The organism is Streptomyces sp. GbtcB6 (assembly GCF_019091475.1).
In the GTDB taxonomy this organism is placed as follows: domain Bacteria; phylum Actinomycetota; class Actinomycetes; order Streptomycetales; family Streptomycetaceae; genus Streptomyces; species Streptomyces hyaluromycini.
Map to the genome: position 1 here is coordinate 1 of NZ_JAGXJL010000067.1, position 20336 is coordinate 20336.

21 protein-coding genes and 3 pseudogenes are annotated in these 20336 nt (G+C 68.6%); 19 read left to right on the plus strand and 5 right to left on the minus strand.

Translation table 11 applies throughout. The annotated features are described in order from the left end of the window. From KVT45_RS48485 to KVT45_RS48495, 3 genes are all read right to left on the minus strand, one after another. A partial coding sequence (locus KVT45_RS48485; protein ID WP_217559105.1) for a peptidoglycan-binding protein occupies positions 1-998 on the minus strand: 998 nt, incomplete at its 3' end. Positions 999-1074: 76 nt separating this feature from the next. Continuing rightward, on the minus strand, positions 1075-2670 hold the full coding sequence (locus KVT45_RS48490) for a peptidoglycan-binding protein (protein WP_217559107.1): 1596 nt from the start codon (positions 2668-2670) through the stop codon (positions 1075-1077). A gap of 51 nt (positions 2671-2721) precedes the next feature. Beyond that, the gene (locus tag KVT45_RS48495; protein ID WP_217559109.1) at positions 2722-3117 is read right to left on the minus strand and encodes a hypothetical protein; all 396 of its coding nucleotides are present in this window, start codon (positions 3115-3117) and stop codon (positions 2722-2724) included. Positions 3118-3619: 502 nt separating this feature from the next. Between KVT45_RS48495 and KVT45_RS48505 the strand changes: the two genes are divergently transcribed. Continuing rightward, entirely contained in the window at positions 3620-3913 is a 294-nt protein-coding gene (locus tag KVT45_RS48505; RefSeq protein ID WP_217559322.1) for a three-helix bundle dimerization domain-containing protein, read from the plus strand. A 273-nt stretch (positions 3914-4186) separates the two neighbouring features. Here the strand turns inward: KVT45_RS48505 and KVT45_RS48510 are convergent, their stop codons facing one another. Continuing rightward, a complete protein-coding gene (locus KVT45_RS48510) occupies positions 4187-4426 on the minus strand; it encodes a hypothetical protein (protein ID WP_217559111.1) in 240 nt (79 codons plus the stop codon). A gap of 209 nt (positions 4427-4635) precedes the next feature. Here KVT45_RS48510 and KVT45_RS57135 point away from each other — a divergent pair, with 209 nt between their 5' ends. From KVT45_RS57135 to KVT45_RS48580, 14 genes and pseudogenes are all read left to right on the plus strand, one after another. After that, complete coding sequence (locus KVT45_RS57135) at positions 4636-5913, plus strand: hypothetical protein (RefSeq protein WP_254648448.1); 1278 nt, start codon at positions 4636-4638, stop codon at positions 5911-5913. Between the two features lie 537 nt (positions 5914-6450). Continuing rightward, positions 6451-6819, plus strand: a complete 369-nt coding sequence (locus KVT45_RS57140; RefSeq protein WP_254648449.1) for a hypothetical protein — start codon at positions 6451-6453, stop codon at positions 6817-6819. Between the two features lie 107 nt (positions 6820-6926). Beyond that, positions 6927-8715, plus strand: a pseudogene (locus KVT45_RS48530) (type IV secretory system conjugative DNA transfer family protein). Between the two features lie 223 nt (positions 8716-8938). Next, positions 8939-10105 carry a DnaB-like helicase N-terminal domain-containing protein gene (locus KVT45_RS48535; RefSeq protein ID WP_217559118.1) on the plus strand — a complete coding sequence of 389 codons (1167 nt, stop codon included), beginning with the start codon at positions 8939-8941 and terminating at the stop codon, positions 10103-10105. 47 nt (positions 10106-10152) lie between these two features. Then, positions 10153-10722: a hypothetical protein gene (locus tag KVT45_RS48540; protein ID WP_217559120.1), complete on the plus strand. Its 570-nt coding sequence runs from the start codon at positions 10153-10155 to the stop codon at positions 10720-10722. A gap of 1 nt (position 10723) precedes the next feature. Beyond that, a pseudogene (locus tag KVT45_RS57150) lies at positions 10724-10897 on the plus strand (DNA methyltransferase); the annotation flags it as partial. Between the two features lie 121 nt (positions 10898-11018). Next, a pseudogene (locus tag KVT45_RS48545) lies at positions 11019-11924 on the plus strand (DNA cytosine methyltransferase); the annotation flags it as partial. Between the two features lie 93 nt (positions 11925-12017). Then, positions 12018-12629 carry a DUF4913 domain-containing protein gene (locus KVT45_RS48550; RefSeq protein ID WP_217559123.1) on the plus strand — a complete coding sequence of 204 codons (612 nt, stop codon included), beginning with the start codon at positions 12018-12020 and terminating at the stop codon, positions 12627-12629. Continuing rightward, on the plus strand, positions 12626-13393 hold the full coding sequence (locus KVT45_RS48555) for a glycosyl hydrolase (RefSeq protein ID WP_217559125.1): 768 nt from the start codon (positions 12626-12628) through the stop codon (positions 13391-13393). Before KVT45_RS48550 ends, KVT45_RS48555 begins: the two co-directional genes overlap by 4 nt. Then, positions 13390-13866, plus strand: a complete 477-nt coding sequence (locus KVT45_RS48560) for a hypothetical protein (RefSeq protein WP_217559127.1) — start codon at positions 13390-13392, stop codon at positions 13864-13866. The genes KVT45_RS48555 and KVT45_RS48560 overlap by 4 nt, the downstream gene beginning before the upstream one ends. Further along, positions 13863-14543: a hypothetical protein gene (locus tag KVT45_RS48565; RefSeq protein ID WP_217559129.1), complete on the plus strand. Its 681-nt coding sequence runs from the start codon at positions 13863-13865 to the stop codon at positions 14541-14543. Before KVT45_RS48560 ends, KVT45_RS48565 begins: the two co-directional genes overlap by 4 nt. A gap of 56 nt (positions 14544-14599) precedes the next feature. Then, positions 14600-15445, plus strand: a complete 846-nt coding sequence (locus tag KVT45_RS48570; protein ID WP_308311104.1) for a winged helix-turn-helix transcriptional regulator — start codon at positions 14600-14602, stop codon at positions 15443-15445. Between the two features lie 161 nt (positions 15446-15606). Then, positions 15607-16494, plus strand: coding sequence for a DUF317 domain-containing protein (locus KVT45_RS48575; protein WP_217559131.1), 888 nt, complete (start codon positions 15607-15609; stop codon positions 16492-16494). Between the two features lie 69 nt (positions 16495-16563). Continuing rightward, positions 16564-17052: a hypothetical protein gene (locus KVT45_RS48580; protein WP_217559132.1), complete on the plus strand. Its 489-nt coding sequence runs from the start codon at positions 16564-16566 to the stop codon at positions 17050-17052. A gap of 4 nt (positions 17053-17056) precedes the next feature. On the opposite strand, the gene KVT45_RS48585 is transcribed toward KVT45_RS48580, so the two are convergent. Continuing rightward, positions 17057-17248 carry a hypothetical protein gene (locus tag KVT45_RS48585; protein WP_308311105.1) on the minus strand — a complete coding sequence of 64 codons (192 nt, stop codon included), beginning with the start codon at positions 17246-17248 and terminating at the stop codon, positions 17057-17059. Between the two features lie 293 nt (positions 17249-17541). Between KVT45_RS48585 and KVT45_RS48590 the strand changes: the two genes are divergently transcribed. From KVT45_RS48590 to KVT45_RS48605, 4 genes are all read left to right on the plus strand, one after another. Then, positions 17542-17889 carry a DUF317 domain-containing protein gene (locus KVT45_RS48590; protein ID WP_217559139.1) on the plus strand — a complete coding sequence of 116 codons (348 nt, stop codon included), beginning with the start codon at positions 17542-17544 and terminating at the stop codon, positions 17887-17889. A 349-nt stretch (positions 17890-18238) separates the two neighbouring features. Continuing rightward, entirely contained in the window at positions 18239-18451 is a 213-nt protein-coding gene (locus KVT45_RS48595) for a hypothetical protein (RefSeq protein ID WP_217559143.1), read from the plus strand. A 91-nt stretch (positions 18452-18542) separates the two neighbouring features. Then, positions 18543-18872, plus strand: coding sequence for an esterase (locus KVT45_RS48600; RefSeq protein WP_217559144.1), 330 nt, complete (start codon positions 18543-18545; stop codon positions 18870-18872). 187 nt (positions 18873-19059) lie between these two features. Then, positions 19060-20118, plus strand: a complete 1059-nt coding sequence (locus tag KVT45_RS48605; protein ID WP_217559151.1) for a hypothetical protein — start codon at positions 19060-19062, stop codon at positions 20116-20118. Positions 20119-20336 lie beyond the last annotated feature (218 nt).

Sequence of the window (20336 nt, forward strand, 5' to 3'; positions counted from 1 at the left end):
ATGCGGAGCCCTTGTGGGAAGTACTCGGAGTCCTTCTGCTTAAACTCGTTCTCGGACATGCCCCAGTGCACCCACTGGGTGCCGTTGCCTGGTTGCCAGACGCCGGCGAAACGGCCTTCTTCGATTATGAGTGAGGTGATGCGGAGCCCTTGTGGGAAGTACTCGGAGTCCTTCTGCTTAAACTCGTTCTCGGACATGCCCCAGTGCACCCACTGAGGCGTCAGGCGGCCCCATGTCTGGGGTCCGACGATGCCATCGACCGCTATGTCGACGCGTTGCTGGAATTCGCGTACTCGGCCATCGGTGACGGGGCCGAATCGGCCGTCGACCACGAGCTGCAGGTCCGGAAGATGATCGTTGAGCAGCCGCTGGAGCTTTCGTACGGCCGGCCCGTGAGAGCCCTGTTGCAGGGTAGGAGTGCCCGCAGCGGCTTCCTCCGACTGCTCGCCGCCGGAGAGCATCCACCAGGTCTGCGGGCCCACCACGCCGTCGACGGTGATTTCGACACGCCGCTGGTACTCCTGCACCCGGGCATCCGTCGCAGGTCCGAAATCCCCGTCCACGGCCAGAGACGGCAGATCGGGGACGTGGTCGTTCAGCAGATGCTGCAGCTTCCGCACCGCTTCACCCTGAGACCCCTGAGAAAGTGTGGGAGTGCCGAAGTGCACCCACTGGGTGCCGTTGCCTGGTTGCCAGACGGCGGCGAAACGGCCTTCTTCGATTATGAGTGAGGTGATGCGGAGCCCTTGTGGGAAGTACTCGGAGTCCTTCTGCTTAAACTCGTTCTCGGACATGCCCCAGTGCACCCACTGGGTGCCGTTGCCTGGTTGCCAGACGGCGGCGAAACGGCCTTCTTCGATTATGAGTGAGGTGATGCGGAGCCCTTGTGGGAAGTACTCGGAGTCCTTCTGCTTAAACTCGTTCTCGGACATATCCCAGTGCACCCACTGAGTGCCGTCACCCAGTCGCCAGACCGCCGCGAAGTCGTTGCTTGTCATGATTCCTCCACTGCGACTTGCATTACCAGGTATTCCTGACGTCAGCCGTTCGGTGGCCTGAGCCTGACTGAGTCCGTTACTGCGTCAGGCGGCCCCATGTCTTGGGTCCGACGATGCCATCGACCGCTATGTCGACGCGTTGCTGGAATTCGCGTACTCGGCCATCGGTGACGGGGCCGAATCGGCCGTCGACCACGAGCTGCAGGTCCGGAAGGTGATCGTTGAGCAGCCGCTGGAGCTTTCGTACGGCCGGCCCGTGAGAGCCCTGTTGCAGGGTAGGAGTGCCCGCAGCGGCTTCCTCCGACTGCTCGCCGCCGGAGAGCATCCCCCAGGTCTGCGGGCCCACCACGCCGTCGACGGTGATTTCGACACGCCGCTGGTACTCCTGCACCCGGGCATCCGTCGCAGGCCCGAAATCCCCGTCCACGGCCAGAGACGGCAGATCGGGGACGTGCTCGTTCAGCAGATGCTGCAGCTTCCGCACCGCTTCACCCTGAGACCCCTGAGAAAGTGTGGGAGTGCCGACATCGTCTGGTATGACCGGCGTGCCGCCCACATCGGGCTCACTGGCAAGCGTTCCGGCTGCTCGATATATCGACGCCAGATATTCCTGCCCTGCTTCGGCGAGGCTTTCAAGCAAGGGGGTGTCTTCTTCTTGCTCGAGCGCTTGATTTCCCATAAACGGAGTTGCAGTAGCCCGAGGGGCAAGAGACTCGAAGTGAAAAGATTCAAGCGCGATGACACCTGGGCCGTGCGGATCGAACCGTCCATCAACGATTCCCGTCACGTTCTGCTGGAAAAGCGTGATCGCGCCGGTGGTCTTGGAGCCTACCAGGCCGTCAACCTCGAGGAGGGGGGATATTTCATTCTGCCCCCTCCAGTCGTTCAGCATGAGCTGCACGTACGCAACATCCGAATTCGAGTTGCTTCCCCCGCTTCCGACGGACTGCTGAAGCGGGGACTCGGCCGTCGAAGCGAAGAGGCTGGCGAAAGCAGGGACGAGCACAGGCCCGGTTGTCAGAATCAGGTAAACCAAGGCTGCCACAACGGCCTTGATGAGTAGCTTTTCCAGCAACTCTCCCAGAGCTCTGTCCAGGCAGATCTTGTACACCACAACGCCGTTGCGCGGCATATCGGTCACGAAGCGCACCTTGACGGGAACCCCGAACCATGTCCCATTCCAGACCGGCACGTCTACGGCGCCGCTGAAGTGCGTTCCCCTGCTGTAGACAAGCCCATTCGGGGCGCATACCTCACCCTCGAACCACTGAACTTTTTTGATCGCCTTGTTGAGGCCGTCGATAGTGTCGGGCTTGATCTCGTAGAATTCTCGGCGCCCTGGCTCGGTAGTGATGATGTCGGGCACCGGAAAATGCGGGTCGCCCGGTTGTTTTTTGGCCAGGCATTGGGCGCGAACATCCTTCGTGAGGAACGGGTTGTGCATCTGAAGGTATGCCAGGAGGTGATCGCACCGATGGAACCCCATGCCCACATCGAAGAAGTCGGTCTGAAGAGTCCCCGGTTTGAGGAATTCTTGGCAGCCACCCTTTTCTTTGCAGTAGTGCTTCTTGATGATGCGTTCTGCCACGTCTCCAAACAGTGAGATCATCCTGCGCTCTACCGTGTCGGGCGAGCCCTCGTATGCTTCGCTGGGCGCACGGCAAATGCTCATGATAATCCCCTTCGGGTAACCCGTCCGGCGCGTGGTGCTTCTGACTGGGTCTCACGTCGCTGCCTGGCCGACCTTCACGGCGGCCTTGGCTACCTGTTCCGGCTTGTCCCGCGAGATGCCGAGACGTTCGAGCATCGACCGGTCCACTGCCGTCTTCCCGGCCGGCGGAAGGTAGAGGGTGGAGATACCTGTCACCGGTGCGTCGGGCAACTTCGCCAGCGGGACGTGCGTCATGACCGGGTCGCACACGGGAATCTGGGCCGCCTCGTACACGACCACGTCGTGATCCGCGGAGTACTCCTCCTGGAGAACGTCGACCAGAACTTCGAGGCCTGACCTGCTGTAAGGCCGATCTGTTCGGTAGCCCATCTCGCCGATGACGGCGATCTGCCAGAGAATCAGCGGGACGTTGGGGTCGTAGCACCGATGGTGGACGAGGAAATCCATCCTCTGCGACGCTCCGGCGGCGAACTCCCTAATTCCACAGTAATAGCAGCGTGTCGCAGCGCAACTCGACCACGTCGGGCGTGACTCGACGCCGGTATCGTCAAGAACTGGACGGACTGGAGGGCGCGGCAGGCGTGATGCGTGCTCAGCCCGTGAGACCGATCTCGCGTAGGGCGTCGGCCGGGCGGTTTCGGTTCTCCCGAAAGAGCGAAACGGACATCAGGCCACGTACCGCCCTCTCAGAACCCACCTGCAAATGGAGTCAACCGCCACCTACGAAGCCACACATCCGTACGGCACCGAATCTCTTCGGTGCTGGCCGTCTGGAGTGTGCTGGGGTAGTTGGCTATCCGTGCGCTATCCGGACATTCGGACGCTCCGGCTTGGTTACGGAACTTGGAGGTTTCGGCAGACGTCGACCTGCTCATGACCTTGGTCAGTCTTGCCTTGCAGGCTCAGCAGACATGGCCGATTCCCGGCGATGGCCCACGAGCGCGGTGCAATGATCAACACAGCGGGACACTCCCACGTGAAAATCTCAGCGGAAGCTGAGCAGCACCCATTTCCGGCAGGTGGCACCGTGACGGACAGGGCGCGCGAAGAAGACGCCATTCACGGAATCGTGGAGCGCCTGACGAATGCCTTCAGCGCGACCCACAGCCCTGCCGAGGTCGAAGACGCTGTAACCAAAGCTTACGCGTCGTTCACGGACCGGCCTGTACGCGAGTTCGTCCCCGTACTGGTTGAGCGCAAGACGCGGAGCATCCTGAGTAATCATTCAGCCGACGAAGCGTAGCCAGAAAGCTGGTCCGCCAACCTCCAGACTCCATCGGCAAAATGTCGCCCAGGGGAACGAACGCTCTGGTCCGTCGTCCCTTCTGCGTGAGCGATGCGTGAGCGGACGGTGTGGCAGAAGCTGTTCTGACGTGGACCGCGCCCCATGGCGAACCTGTCCTGACCTGGTCGTTCCGGACACCGAGTCAGCGTCCGGAACCACCCAGCAAGATCCAGCCAGGACTTGAACGCCATGGGATGGACCCACTGTTCGCTCGGGCGGGGTTAGGAGCCTTCAGCGCCCGCTCCTTGACCTCCGGGGCAGACCGACGAACCGGTCCTCGAAGGCGTGCCGGGCCTGGGTGATCCGGAGCTGGATGTCGCGGAAGACCTCGTCTTCCTGATCGTTCACGGCGTCCCGGACAGCGTTCGTCCACCGTTCCCAGAACGCGCCCAGCAGCCTGCCGGAGGCGGCCCGACGGTGGGTGGCCGTGCGCAACCAGGTCAGCGGGCTCGACATCATCGCTGCCGTCATCCGCCGGGACGGTTACACAACGACGCTTGCTTCGTCGGCGCCGCCTGAGCGAACTTCGCCTACGACCACGATCTCGACGCCCCCAAGATGAGCGGCGGCATCTACCAGTGATCTCCGGCCGGCCCAAATCGCGGATTCTGCAGATCCTCTCTCCCTGACGGCCCGATCACCCGGGCCGCTGTTCACCACTCCCCTTCGAGGTAGACGCCGTGATCGCCCATCTGCAGCGCGCCAGCAACACCGTCGGCCTGCTCTCATACCTGTACGGGCCGGGCGAACGCGGCAACCACGCCAGTCCCCGGCTGATCGCGGGCGACGGCCACGGAGCGCCGATCGAACTGCTCGCCGAGTCTGGCTCGCTGCCTTACCTGGCCCATGCCCTCGACGCCCCCGTCGAGCGTCTCGGGGCCCGTGCACCCGAACAGCCGACCTGGGTCTGCTCGGTCCGCTCCGACCCTCGTCGGCCGGACCTCACCGACTCTCAGTGGGCCACCGTCGCCCGCCGCCTGGTGGCCGCCACCGGGATCGCCCCGGGCGGCGATCCGGACGCCTGCCGATGGATCGCCCTGCGCAACCAGCCCCGGCAGGTGCACGTAGTGGCCACCCTCGCCCGTGAGGACGGCAGCCTCCACAACGCCTACCGCGACGCCTTCCATCTGCAGACCGAGTGCCACCGCATCGCCGGCGAACTGGGCCACCTGCCCACCGCCCCTCACCCGATACCCCGCGCCCAGGAGACCCACGTGCCTGCCCCCTCCATCACCATCACCGCCGAGCCCAGTGGCAGCGTCTCGGCGAAGGGTGCAAGCGACGACCTTTCCGCCACGCTCCTCAGGCACGCCGGCTTCCAGCAGATCGAGGACTGGTATGGCCGACGCCATCGCCTTCCCACCACCACGCAGGCCGCTGAGCGTGCTGCCGTCGCCACTCATGCCGCCGAGATGCTCCGCGCAGCCCGCTACGACGTCGACCTCGATCCCTTCCTCGACACTGCCCGGATGGCCACCCCGGCGAACCCGCTCGGGCCCTACACCGCCGGAGCGGAACTCCTGCGGCTCACCGACCAGATCAGGGCTGCCGAGAGCGGTGCAGACCTTCGGCAGGCAGTCGACCACCTCCTTCACCCCGAACACGGCGCACTGGAGCGAGTCCGAGAAGCGCTGGAGGCAGCAGGCGAGCAGGTCACCGACCTCGATGACGAGGCGTACCAGCTCGCCGACCGGTTCGGCTTCGCTGCCGAGTTCGTTGGCTCGGCGCAGTCGGAACTCGTTGGTGCGGACGGCGAGTTGCGTCGTGTCGGCGACTCGCCGCAGCCCCAGATCGAGACACGGGCTCACTCTCCGAAGCTCCCCGACCCTCGAAGTGCCGCTCTCGCCACGTCGCCTGCAGCGGCTAAGGCCAAGGTCTCTTCGGCCCTCGGTGCCGGGGCGGCGGACGCCGGCGCGGCCGCACGTCCGTCGCAGGTCCCTGGCCCTCGGACGCGGTGACCCGGATGATCTCTTCGCACCCTCCGACCGCCAGCCTGCCGCGCACCTACCTCGTGCGGGCCGCCGGCGCTGGTCGTCCTGCCTGGTGCGGTGCTGTTCGTCCGGCCCAGCGCCGGAACGACGATGCCGTGCCGCTGCCCTGCTACGCAACGAGACCGACGCCCGGACCCAAGTCCGTCCATCCGAGTGGGGCCCGTCGGCTGCGTGCCCGACCCAGCCGGGAAGTCCAACCCAACGGCCGAGGAGCAACCGTGCCCGAGTTCTACCCGAGCGTCGGCGAGGCGGTCAGCGCCGCGATGCGGTGCAACATCCGGCTCGCCCATGGCAGTGAGACGTCGGGCTCCGACAGGCCGCTGCAGGTCCGCTATCTGCCCCGTCCTTCCGCTGCCCCGTACTCCGTCCCCGGGATGATCGCGCGGCTCACCGAGACCGCAACGCCCAACGCGGTTGCCGCAATCATCGAGGAGGTCAACGGTGCACTCGTCGGGGCTCTGCCGCAGCTGACCGAACTCGTCGCTGCTGCCGCCGACTGGACCCGTGTCCGCCTGGCGTTCGACGACCCCCACCTTCGAGACCTGGACGCCGCTGGCCGCCGCCCACGGCATGCTCCAGGACGTCCAGGAGCAGTTGAAGCTCGCCGAGGACGGGATCGCCGCGTGCCCTGCCGAACTCACCAATCCCAGGCACCACAAGATAGTCAACGTCCTGCGGACCAGGGAGCTGCTCACCGACGTTTTCGGTACCGGCGCGGTCGCCTCAGCCTCGACACCCGCCGACGGCGAACCGGCAGCGCGTTGCCCGTACCTCCTCGCCGACTGCCGCCGCCCAACACGCGAGGTCCCCGACCAGTTCCGCAGACGCGTCGGCGAGCGCTCCGCCGACCCGAGCCCCCCCCACACCCGATAGCCCCGACCGTCCGCTTTCTTCGCGAACAGGAGCTGCTTCGATGACCAGCAGAAGAGCGCCGCGCGCCCCGCCCCATCACCCGCCTGCGCTCACTCCCAGGACCCACCGTGCCCGCACCGCGTACCAGCGCGCCCTCGACCACCACCGGGTCGGACGCGCTCCTCTACCTCCTCTTCGGCATACTCGGAATCACGCTCGCCTTCGGTTCGCTGGCGTGGCTGACCGGAAATCTCAGCAACTCCCTCTTCGGCAGCGGCTCTTGGGCTCCGTTCAGGGCTACCGACGCGCTGCTTCACCCCGATGTGCTGTGGCCGCACCTGGGCTCCACGGCCCTGCTGGTCGGCGCTCGGATCTTCCCCGGGCTGCTGTCCGTCTGCCTCACCATCCTCGGCCTGGCGCTGTGGATGCGGCTGCGCGGCGGCGCGAAGAACGGCCTCGCCCGCAAGGCCGACCTCGCCCCGCTGCTGGACAAGGAGATCACCGCCAAGGCCAGGAGCCTGCGGCCGTCCCTGAGCGGCCGGGAGTGTAAAAGAGGTCGCTCCTGCTGACCGCGGCATCCTGCTCGGCACCCTCTCCCCGGGCCGCGCCGCCGTCCGCTCCTCCTGGGAGGACGTGATCGTCGCGATCATGGCCCCGCGCTCCGGCAAGACCAGCGGACTGGCGATCCCCGCGATCCTCGCGGCCCCCGGCCCGGTCCTGCTGACCTCGAACAAAGCGGCCAACGACGCCTTCACCGCCACCGTGGACGCCCGCGCCAAGGTCGGCACGATCTGGACCCTGGACCCCCAGCAGATCGCCCACCACCCCCGCGAGATGTGGTGGGACATCCTGGCCGACGCCCGCGACCTGGCCGGGGCGAAACGTCTTGCAGGACACTTCGTCGCCGCCAGCGTGGACGAGTCGAACGGCTCCGACTTCTGGTCCACCGCCGCGAGCAACACGCTCGGCGCACTGTTCCTCGCTGCCGCCAGCCACCAACGTCCGATCACCGACGTCCTGGCCTGGCTCGCCTCCCCTGCCGACCGCACTCCCGTCGACCTGCTCACCGACGCCGGCCACGACGCGGTCGCCGCCCAGCTCCAGGGCACCGTCTCCGGCGCCACGGAGACGCGGGACGGCATCTATGAGACCGCGCGGCAGTATGCGAGCTGCCTGCTCGATCCGGACGTCGCGGCCTGGGTCACGCCCAGCAAGGATCTCCCCGAGTTCAAGCCCTTCGCCTTCGCCACGTCCCGCGACACCTTGTACCTGCTGAGCAAGGACGGTGGCGGCAGCGCGAGCGCGATCATCGCCGCTGCGGCCGATGCCGTGATGCGGGCGGCCGTGGTCGTCGCCGAGCGCTCGGGCGGGCGGCTCGACCCGCCTGCCCTGTGCGTCCTCGACGAGGCCGCGAACGTGTGCAAGATTTCGGATCTCCCCGACTTGTACAGCCACTTGGGCAGCCGGGGTGTCATCCCGATGACGATCCTGCAGTCCTATCGGCAGGGCCAGCGGTGCTGGGGCGAGGCCGGAATGGACGCCCTCTGGTCCGCCGCCACCGTCAAGATCATCGGAAGCGGCATCGACGACGCCGACTTCGCCGACCGCCTCAGCAGGCAGGTCGGTGACCACGACGTCCAGACCACCTCGGTGTCGACCAGCGAGGGCGGCAAGTCCACCTCGGTCAGCATGCGCACCGAGCGGATCCTGCCGCCCGATGCGATCCGTGCCCTCCCCAAGGGCAAGGCGTTGCTGCTGGCCACCGGCATCCGGGTGGCCTTGCTCGACCTCCGGCCCTGGTACAAGGAGCCCTCCGCCAAGGTGGTCGGCCCGGCCTCGGCCCGCGCGACGGAGGCCATCACGGAGCGGGCCCTCGCGAAGAACCTCGGCCGCGACGACTTCGGGCTGTCGGCATGAGCGCGCCCGCGCCGCTCCCCGGGCGACTCGGGCGCTCGCCGGCCGTTCTGCGCGGCGGCCAGTGGTGGCTGGTCAGCGAGGCCGGCTCAATACCCGCCACCGATCCCCCGTTCACCAGTGCTCTGGACGGCTTCGCCCAAGCTGTGGCCGCTGCCGACCGGGCGGTCGCCGACCTCCATGCCCAGCAGAGCGAGCCTCCCACTTCCGACGCGGGAGGTAAGCGATGAACCCGCTTCTGGGCGCCGAGCAGGCGGTACTCGGCTCCGTGCTGCTCGACCCGGGCCAGCTCTCGCATCTTGACTGGCTCGCGCCGGATCACTTCTACCGGCCGGTCCACCATGCGCTGTTCGCCGCGCTGCGCAAGCTCCGAAACGACGGCCACCCCGCGTTGGCAGCCGAGAAATCCGTACCTCTGTCGTGGGTGACCGACGCGGTCGATGAGGCCAGCCTTCACGTACGGGGGCTGACCGCGGCGTACGCCCACACTCTGATCTCGGCCTGCCCGCGTGCCGCACACGCTCCGGTATACGGCCGCATGGTGCTGGAGGGGGCGATCCATCGCAGCGTCACGGCGCACGCGATCCGTCTTCACCAAGCGGCTCGCGCCGACGCCCTGCAGGGCGAAGTCGAGGGAGCCCTGCACTACGCGGACGTTCTGACCGGAGTGCTCAGCGATCTCGCACAACGATGGGGAACCGAACCGCGCCCGGTCGCGCCCACTACTCCGCCGGCCACAGCCCTGGCTCCGCCGGTCCGGGCCGACCGGGTCGCCGAGGACGAGCGGTTCCTTCTGGCCGTCCTGGCTGAACGGCCGAGGGCCATGGACGAGGTGGTGGGCTGGCTGCGGCCGGGCGACTTCGCCGACCCGGCCCACGGGCAGCTCTACCGCTGCCTCGGCTCGCTGCACCACCGGGGCGAGCCCATCGACCGGATCACCCTGCTCTGGGAGGCCCAGCGGCGCGGCCTCCTGACCGACGGCACGTTGTCCAGCGACCAGATCACTGCCATCTGCGACTCCGTGGGTCTGGATAGCGCCGAATGGCTCGGCGAGCTGGTCATACGCTCCTCGGTCACCCGCACGGCGGCCACCTCTGCGCGTGCCGTCCGAGCCCTGGCGGAAAACGAGGCGCTGGCCCCCGGGCGGCTCATCAATCACGCCCTGCACGCACTCGGTCCCCTCGACGAAGTACGCACCCGCTGGCAGATGGCGACCGGCCGCCCCGCACCAACGCCGACGGCCCCCACTCCTTCGCCGAACGGCCCACTGCCCGCGCAGGTGCACGCCGCCCTCGCCCGCAGCACCCCGCGCCCAGCCTCGCCGCTCTCGGCCCGGCCCGGCTCTGCGCCTGCCCCAGCCGCCGCGCGACCGGCCGCCCGCAGCCACAGCTGAAGCCTCCGCTCTCAGCCTGCCGCTCGCCCTCTCCATTGGATTTCACCATGAACAGCACCCCTGTCTCCAATGCTCTGGCCCTGCGTGCCACAGCCTCAGCCTTCGATGCCCAGCGCGGCAAGCTGCCGGTCCCCGGAGACCCTCACCGCTCGCCCGACAGCGTCGCCGTCGCCAGGCAGATCTCCGAACTCGGCGAGCTGATAACCGGCTTGGGCGACGAGGTCCTCTTCCGTGCAGCCGACCAGGACCGGGAGGTCCACACTGCCCGGGTCGTCACCAGCTTTTCCGCGGCTGTGGGACCTGTCGGCGAGGCGGCATCCGCGCTCGGGGCAGTGGCCCACCAGCTCTTCTTCCTGGAGCAGACCGAGCACCTGCGCGACGCCCGGGATGCCCGGGAAGCCGCAACGCGGGTGATAGACGACGCGCTCGGTATGGCGGACACGGCCCTACGCGAAGCCGCCGACTCCCTTCACGCAGCGTCTGCGGCCCTTTCGCCTCCGTCCTTGCGGTTCCACGCCGCCCGCAGCCGGTCCACGACCGCAGCTCCCGTTGCGGCGCCACCTCCCGCCGGCGCCCCGGCAGCAGCTGCCCCGGACCGGATAGCGCGGAGCCGGTGACATGCAGACCACCATCGCGCGCCCTCCGCTGATCGGCTCGCTCTGCTCGGGGTACGGCGGACTGGACCTCGGGGTGCTGTCCGCCCTCGGCGGCACGCTGGCCTGGCACGCCGAGGTGAATCCGGACGCCTCGCGCATCCTGGCTCGGCACTGGCCCAGGGTGCCCAATCTGGGCGACATCACGACCGTCAACTGGTCCACCGTTCCCCGGGTGTGCGTCCTGACGGCGGGCTTCCCCTGTCAAAGACGTCTCGGTCGCCGGCCGGCGGGCCGGACTCAACTCCCAGACCCGCTCCGGGCTGTGGCTGCACGTCGCCCGTGCAGTCGAGGCCCTCCGACCCTGTTTGGTGGTGATCGAGAATGTGCGCGGCCTCCTCACCTCACCCGCCGGTTCCCCTGGCGACGTGGAATTCTGCCCGTGGTGTCTGGGAGACACCCCAGGTCAGCCTCCTCTGCGGGCACTCGGTGCCGTACTCGGATCCCTGGCCGACCTCCGGTACGACGCAAGGTGGCTCGTGCTTCGCGCTTCCGACATCGGAGCCCCGCACCGTCGCGAGCGCACCTTCCTCACCGCCTGGCCCACCGACCACCCTGCTCAAGACCCCGACCAGCAACATCGGCAAGAACGGCGGCTCCCAACACCCCGAGAAGAGGAAGAGCGGGGGCCACGGCCCAAACCTGGCCGACGAGGTGGAGTGGCTCCTGCTGCCGACCCCGAAGGCGTCGGACGGGACCAAGGGCTCGCCCAACAAGCGCCACGGCAAGGGGGACATGGCCCTGCCGAGTGCGGCGGCGTCACTGCTGCCCACACCGCGGACCGGCGACACCGGAACCCCGGGCCGCCGGCCGGGCAAGGGATGGCGCCCTCCCTCGTCGGCGGTAATCCTGCCGTTCTGGACGGAATCGGCTCCGGGAACCGGGGAGCAGACCAGCGATGGGGTGCATACGCCGCCGCCATCACCCGATGGGAGACGCTCACGCGTCCCGCGCCGCCGCCCACCGACGCGGCCGGACGGCTCCGTGCCGACTTCGTGGAGTGGATGCAGGGCCTGGAGCCCGGCTGGGTCACCGCCACTCCAGGGCTCGGCCGACCGGCCCAGCTCACGGCGCTCGGCAACGGCGTTGTGCCTCAACAAGCCGCCCGCGCAGTGCAGTTGCTGGCCCCTCCCTTCCCCCTTTGCCCTCGCTGCACGGCGGCGTAGCGCCTCACTACCGGGATTTCCCGGCCGGACCAAATCGCGGATTCTCCGGACCCTCTTCCCCATGTCGCCGTCCCACAGATGGAGCACGCCCCCATGTCCGACACCAGCAAGACCACCCCCGACCCCGGCCCCGAGCCGTTCCGCGTCCCCGACGGGGATCTCGACGACCTCGCCAGCGCCCTCGCCAAAACCATGGCCGAGGTCAGGCAGCACGGCGTCATCCTCGACCGCCTGGGCTCCGAGCCCGCTCCCGCGTCCGCTGCACCCCAGCCGACTGACGGCATTCCGGCCGTAGAAGCGGCCGACTCCGAACAGGGGGAAGGCCCCACCTCGGTGTTCATCCTTGCCTTGGGAGGCGAGGCGTACGCCGTCGAACTCGCCGCGCTCAGCGACTGGGTGAACTACCTCTTCCTGCCGGTGTACGGACGGGAGATCAGCACAGCTCGCCCCTGGTGTGCACAGTGGCACGAACACCCCGAGGCCGTGGCCCGGCTGCACGCCCTCTGGCTCGCGTGGCAGCAACTCACCGATGCCGAGGCCGGCCTGTCCGGTCCTTCGACGTGGCACCGCGACCACCTGGACCAGGCACTGGTTCATCTCCGTGCACCCGACGGCCCCTTCGCCGCGTGCACGACCAGCCCGGCCCGGCCCAACCACCGCGTGCTGGCAACCCCCGCACCCAAGCGGTTCGGGCTGGCGGCATGAGCAACGAACTCGACTTCCACCTCGCCGATTTGGAACCCGCAGACGCGGACTCCGAAGACGCGGAGCAGCGGTTGTGGTCCGGCGACCTGACGGTCCTGGCCGAACACCACACCACCCCCTACGGCTCCCACAGCTATGTCATCGCCCACGACAGGTCGGTCACCTGGGGCGTCCCCGGCGCACCGCAGATAGTCGCGATCAAGGTCGCGCGGGATCTCAGCCTGAACACGTTCACCTTCGAGTCGACCTACCACGCCACCTTGTCCTTCGCCCAGAACTGGCTGATCGAGCACGGCTGCCCGCCCGATCGGGTCGCCCAGGTCCGCTGGGACTTCATGAAGCCCACCGACGACCTCACTCTCTGGCTGGACCAGCAGATCCGGGAGTCGGGGGCCCGGTACGAGGTCATAGACAGCTGGACCTCGGACTCCGACCCGTGTGAGACGTGGACGTTGACCCGCGACTCCAGCGCCTCACAAGCACCGATTCGTGTCTTCCTCGAAGAGGGGAACCACGAGGCCCGCACCTGCACGATCCGCGAGGGCGCGTTCGACGACGAGGCCGCCGCTCGGAACTGGCTGGACGACCGCAGCAGTCCGCTGCCGCAGCCGCCTGGTTACCGCGGTGAGGCTGCCTCCCGGCTGGCACGCGCTGCCCTCTACCGGTCGGCCAGCACCTCCGCGACCCCGAAGGCCGGCCCCGATACCCGCCACGCGCCGTCGGCGGGCACGGCCCAGCGACCGAACCGGGGGAAGTGGCTGTGAGCCGCGCCCGCTTCGCCTTCGCTGCGCACCCGGATGCCATCGCGGACCTGCGGGCACTTCCGGACGAGATTCGCGACTTGGCACTGCTTGAGCTACAGAATCTCGTGCACGGAAGTGACGACTGCCTGCCGCTGAAGGGCCGCCTCGCAGGCTTCCACAAGGTCTACGTCGACCCGTCCGTCTCCTACCGGCTGATCGTCCAGTTCCGCCCGGCTCCACCGACTTCGCACCACAAGCGCGAGATCTACCTCCTCGCCGCCGGCAGCCGGAAGGACTACGCGGTTTACCGCTCGGCACACCTGCGCACCAGCCCTCAGCAGGACGGCGGGACAGCCTCCGCCGCCGAGGCGCGCGTGCAGGCCGCTCGATCCCGCTCTCCCCGCGCATTCGATCAGCCGACAGCCGTTCCGGCAACTCCTCCAGCAGCAGCCCAGCCCACTGCCGCCGCTTCCCGAAAGGCTCCCCAGCGATGACCGCCAACCGTGCCACTCTGGCCCGTGCCGAACTGGCGGTCCTCCTCACCAATGCCGCGCAGAACGTCTCCGGGATCCTCACCGCCGAGTACCCGACAGCCGCTAGCCGCTCCTACCTGCACCCCGTGCTGGGTGCGCTGGCCGCCGGCCCCAGGGTGGTCTGCGAATTGAACGACCGGCTCGAAGAGTTCGTGGCCGCCGAGCCGCTCCCCACGACGCCAGCAAGTCTGTTCACCCTGGCCTCCTACGCCTCCGCGCTGGGATGGCTCACCGAGTCCCTCGCCGAGCTGACCACCTCAGTCGACCAGATCTGCACACGCGTGGGCATCCCCACCGAGCCGCCGGACCCCGCATGCGCCGTCACCGCCAGCGTGGAGCAGGACAGCGAGTTCGACTTCGCCTTCAGCGCGCTGGAGTTGGCGGCGATTCGCACCGCTGCAGAGGCCGCCGGTCTCCCACCGGGCGACTACGTCGAGGTGCTCTCCGAGTCCCTGCTCGCAGCCTCCCGGATCACCGACGCCTGCATGGAGATCTCCAGCGGCCTCCTCGAAGACGCCGCGTACGTCCTCGGCGAGGCGACCGACCACGTCTGGATCGGCCACGGCCCCGACAGCCTGCCCACTCTGGTCCGTTCGCTACTCGCCCGGATGGAGGCCGCCGAGAGCGCCTCCCACTGACCACTGGGTCTCACCGCACAGCTGAAAACCCCTTATCCCCTAACGGAGTTCATCCCGTGCCCGTGTCCATCCTCGTACAGCCCTCCGCATCCTCGATCGGCTCGGTCGACGCCCACCGTGTCGAGGACGCGCTTTCCCTGATAGCACCGAAGTGGACCACCTGGTCGGCGCAGACCCTGGCACAGCAGGGCCACCCCATGCGTGTGCGTGACGTCGCCGCCAGGCTCTCGTTCATCAGCGAGCATCTCGTCGGCAAGCGACTGGCCCAGATGCACGCTGACGGGCTGGTCACCCGAGCCGACGACCGCCGCGGGGCCCCGTACCAGCTCAGTGCCCTGGGCGATTCACTCTCCCGGGTGCACCGTGCCCTGTCGGACTGGTCCCAGACCAACCTGTCGCTCGGCGCGATAGCCGGTGCCGAACGAGTCGAGGACGCCGTGCGGCGTCTGCACCTTCGGCATTCGACCGCCGTGATCCAGGTCCTCGACACGGGCGGCCCCATGCGGTTCGTCCGCATCGCCGAGGAGGCCGGCCTGGACAACAGCCTCACCCAGCAGCGGCTCAACCGGCTTCAGGCCGATGGCCTGGTCGCCCGTACCGGACCGCGCCACGGCGACCCCTACATCCTGACCGACGCCGGGCGGGCGCTGGGTCCCGTCTACGCAGCCATCGAGCACTGGAGTAACGCCGCCACACGAAAGCGCTCAGTACCCCCGGCCCCCGCCACGGCGGCCACCCGGACCCACACCGGCGTCCCGCTGGGGGCGGACGGCATCCGGACCGCTGCGGCCCTGCGCCGGAACACCGCCGCGCCGAGTGCCCTGTTCAGTCACGCACCGCAGGCGCAACCGCGGGTGCTGGCGGCCGTCACCGCCCTGTCGGCCGCTTCTCGGGGCCGGTGATCCAGGTGGCGCTGAGAGCGCGCCGCTTCTCCCCGTTGCCACGGCGCCCGCGTGCAGTCGAGCAGCCCGTTGCGCTGCGCACGCGGGCGCGTTCCCCTCCTACGCCCCCCGGAGCCTCGACTGTGAACGCCCAGCCCTACGAAGAGGTACTGGTCAGCCCCATGTACCTGGCCGGCTCCAACGGGACCGGAGACGCTGGCTTCGCCCCCGTCGCCCACTGGCCGCACCACTATCTCGACGAGGGTCCCTGCCGGCTCCTTGTGACCTCGCCCGACCAGAGGATTCGTATCGGCTGGTTCGGCGACGACTTCGAGCTGTGGAAGTTCACCGCAGCTGAGGACGCCGTCTCCGCACCCCGATGGCAGGCAACCTTCAACCATGTCACCCCGGCCGAGATCGTCGCCGGTCTCACCACCGCTCTGGCACACGACTACGCCGAAGCCGACGCCGCCGACGGCAACGGGCGCTTTCTGGCGAGCCCGTCGTTGTACTGGGCCGACGCGGTCCGGCCGCTGACCGATGCCGGCTGGGTCCGCGACGGCACGGCCCACCGCGGTACCGTTGAGATCATCGCCCCTGACGGACAAGCAGGCGTCCTGATCGACAACCGTCTCTCTGGCTGGGACGACGAAACCGTCACTCTGTGGGCCGGTCCAGTGGGCTGGGGCACTCGCGCGGAGGCGGTCTTCACCGCCCGCACCCCGTCCCACTTGATCGCCGCGACGGCCGCCGCCATGACCGATACAGCTCCTGTGCTGCGTGAGCGGCATCAGATCGATCGCAAGGTGGAGCATCTGGTCACGCTCACCCCCGTCGGTTCAGCCGCCCCCCAGATTGCTCGGGCTCCGACCCCACTCGACGTGCGCCGCACGGCTGTCGCCCAGGCGGTCCACCGCGCCGCACGTTTCCCGCAGACGGCCGCCGACCTCCGGGTCATGGCTGCCCGCAGCCGCACAGCGACTTCAGCACAGAACCGGTCGAGCAATTCCGCGCGCGCTCTCGGGACCAGGCCGCTGGCCAGCCCGTCGGCCTCACGCCACAGCCGCTGACGCCCGCACCCCGGGCCTTCCGGGGCATCACCTCTGACCAAAGCACCTCCGAATGCCGGGAGTTCCGTCATGCCCGACGCCACCGCACTCGACCAGGCCACAGCGATGATCGTGAAAGCCTGGGGCCGCCCTATCGAAGCTCTGGAATCCCTCGCGGTCCGCCGTCCCAGCGACGACCCGCTCCTGCGGTCGGCCATGCACATCCGATCGGCCCTGGTCATCACCGACAACGCCGTGTCCGTGCACCAAGACCGTCTGCACTCCCTTACCCGGCCCGGCCACGTGCCGGCCTTCTACGACCTGGAACGGATCACCAACTCGGCGGCGGACCTTCGCGTCGCCCAAGCGGAGAGCCGCACGTCGCTGCAGGCGATCAGCCACGTGATCGAAGCACGTGAAGCCGCCGTGACCGCGAGCGGGGCCCCAACAGTGCGGCTGGCCCAGGCCGCTGTCGCCCGCTCCGGGCACACGCCGCGCGCCCTGGGCCAGGCACCCGACCAGCCCGTCCCTCCGGCCGCTGTCGGCCCGACGGCGGCCGGCCTGGGGCCGCGCCGCTGACTGGTCAAGCGAGGCCCTCGTCTCGGTGGGCATCCCCGACGCGGGAGCCCACCGCGCGGGCCAGCTCGTCCACCGTCAGTTCAACGCGACGCCCATCCGCGCTCCGTTGCTCCACCACCTCGTCCTCGTCCCGCCGTCCCTCGGACTGGCCGCCGACAGCCCACTGGCCGTCGGCGGCCATCGCGATGTCACCCACCGTCCACGGCCTCCCGGCAGCGCGGATCTTGCGCTCCAGCCCGGCTCCAGCCCGGTGTCTGCTCGGCTGCGCCATCCCTGCTCCCCCTCCGGTCCCGTGCGGCCTGTTGCCGCAACCGAGTTAGGACAACCGCGTCCGCCGATCCATTCCGTGCCACGGGCCACCTGCTGACGGCCGCCAGTTCGCCCACGGCAGACGTCGCTTCCGGGAAACGACTACGTACTTCGGCACACCGCATGCCAACGTACGGGAGTTGGGAAAAACCGCAGGTCAACGAAGGGATCATCCAACCCGTGAACGCCTCCGCCACCCTCCTGCCCGCCGTCGTCCAGCCCCCCGTGGAAGACCGCTGCTGGCTCTCCTCCGACCATTGCGCGGGTCCGGTGCTCGACCTCCTCGGCCCCCTCGGCTGGACAGTCGTCGACACCCCGGAGGCCAACGTCCACGCGACGAGCCCGGACGGCCGCGTCTACGTCGGCTGGCTCCCCGAAGACCCCGCCGCCTGGAAGCGCGGCATCGTCTGGCAGGTCCGGGTACAGCCCACCGAAGGCGACCCATGGGTCCAGGAGTTCGGTCTCTACACCCCCGCCGAGGCCGTTGCAGGATTTCTCGCCGCGCTCATCGCCACCTCCAGCCGCTGACCTCGCTACCGCCCCCTGACTCGGAAGGCCCCTCCATGGCTTAGCGCGCCCCGCTCACCAACCACCACGACGACGGCACTCTCTGCCCGGCGGACCACAAGCACACCAGCTCCGGCAAGCCGCTTCCACCCCGACTGCCCCGGTCGCGCGTACACCCAGGCCATCTGCTCGTGCGGCGAATGGGAAATGAAGCAATCCGGCAAGGGCTACGTCAGCGAAAGCCGCAAGCGGCACCTCGCCGGCCGCACCCAGGGACCGAAAGTCCTTCGCAGCCTGCTTCGCCTCGACGGTTCCTGACGCTCCACCACCAACCCCGCCTTGCCGTCCCGTACCGCTCTCGGAGGTTCCCGTGCCCCACTCCCTGACCGTCGGCCACCTGCTACGCCAACTCCAGGAGCTTGACCCCAACCTGCCGATCCGCCTCGCCATCAACCCCGACTTCCCCTTCACCCACTACCTGGGGGCCGAGGTCGTCGTCCTGGACGGCAAAGCATTCATCGCCGACGACGGCCAGGAGGACTACCTCCCAACGACGGTCAGCGACGCCCTCGCCTGGACCTGACCAGTCCCACCGACACGCCCCGGAGGCTCCTATCTCGTCGCGATCCCGCCCTTCGCACGTCCTTGCGCTGCACGGCCTCGCCACACGGCCCATGCCGAGCGGCGTACGCGGCGCGCTGGTCCAGCACGCCTCTGACCTGCCCGACGGACCGGTCAAGATCACCTGGCTCCCCGCCGAGACCCCAAGACTCCCCCTCGGCCGCATTCGCCTTCACTGGGAACCTGCCTCCCTCGCAGGCTGGGACGTCACCGCCCACCTGGGCCTGGCCACCACCGAGGTGCACCTCGCCTCCTGGCCCGCCGCCCCGGACGACTGGCCGCGCCTGGTCCGCCCGACCATCCACGAGGTACTCGGCCTGTGCGCCGCCCTCGCGGTGGCAACCGCCGCCCTCGACCTCTCAAATCGCCTCGCCCAGGTCTGACCGAACCGCACAAGGCCGCCCCACGCCGATCAGGCAGGGGCGGCTGACTCTGTTCACAAGAACAGGGTCTGGCACAGGTTCCGTGCTGCCTGCTGCCATCGAACCCAGGCGACGCTGATCTTTGCCATCCGACCGAGCCATCGCAGATCAGCCGACCGTGTCAGTGCCCGGTCGCATACTGACGCCCATGCAGATATCGGCGTACACACTCAAGCGGGCCTGGCACCAGGTGGCCGTGGGCTCTGACGTGCTCGACGACGCGATGCTCCCGCCCACCGGCACCTCTCCCGACCAGTACGAGCAGCACGTGGGCGAGTCGCACGGTCGTCTCTTCCTAGTCCTGGACGACGACGGACCGGTGCGCGGCCACACCGGTCTCTACCGGGAGGTCTTCGTCACTCAGGACCTGGATCAGGTGCTGTACTTCGCCGCCGAGGACGCGGTCCGCAAGCTCGCCGAGCACATCGCGGCCCGGTCCCCGGGCCGCGGCCCGGTGGCCAATCTCGTCTCCGGGCAGGCCGAGCTGCTGGACCGGATCAACCCCGCCTGGGGCAGCAGATTCCGCAACGGCGGCATCGACGGGACCCAGCCCTCCACTGCGTGCGGACGCGACCCGCTGGAGCGCCTCGCCTGGATCGCCGACAGCTGGCGCGAGCAGGACCCCTACACCCACCTCGCCTTCTTCCGCGGCGAGAGAATCAGCGCGGAACAGATCGCCCTGCTCCACGGAGCCGACCCCGCACAGATCGCCGCCGGAACTTGTCTTGCGGATCTGCGGAACATGGACGGCGGGGCCTTCGGCTCCTGGGACATCGTCTGGGAAACGTGCTGCTTCGGGCAGGCCGGCGGCTGGGCGTTCCTGATGTACCACGAGACCCCCGGCTTCGGGCCCGATGTTGAGGCTCTCACCCGGCTCGGCGTCACTGAGACAGTCCACCTGAGCGCCACCTCCGCGAAGGCCATCTACACCTTCGACTACATGCGCAACGGCCGCCGCATTGACGACGACTGGGGCGCCTTGGAGCTGATCTGGTACGACCGCGGCCGCGCCCCCTACTTCCGAGGCGGTCAGCTCGACTTCCTCAACCAGGCCATACGCCGCGCCGAACTCGACCACCCCGAACTAACCTGCGAGTTCGAGCTGTACTTCCATGCCCTGGAGGACGCTTTCGGCCTCCAACTGCCCCGGCAGGACATTCAGCAGGGAACGGTCCGGGCCGCGCAGTGGGCACGCCGCAACAGTTGACAGTCCCGCCCCGAGAGCCTGCCGAGGACCGTGGCATCTCATGGCGGCCCGCCTACCCGCGTGAATGACCCCACCTCGACAGCCGCCGAAGCCGTCCTCGGGCGGAACGCGTTGGCACCATCGAGCTTCGCAGCCCCGGCGGAGCCCCCGTGCCGTGGGGCCTGGGTGCCCCTCCCACCGGCAGGTTCCGTCGACCAGGGTCAACACTTCTGCCGTCC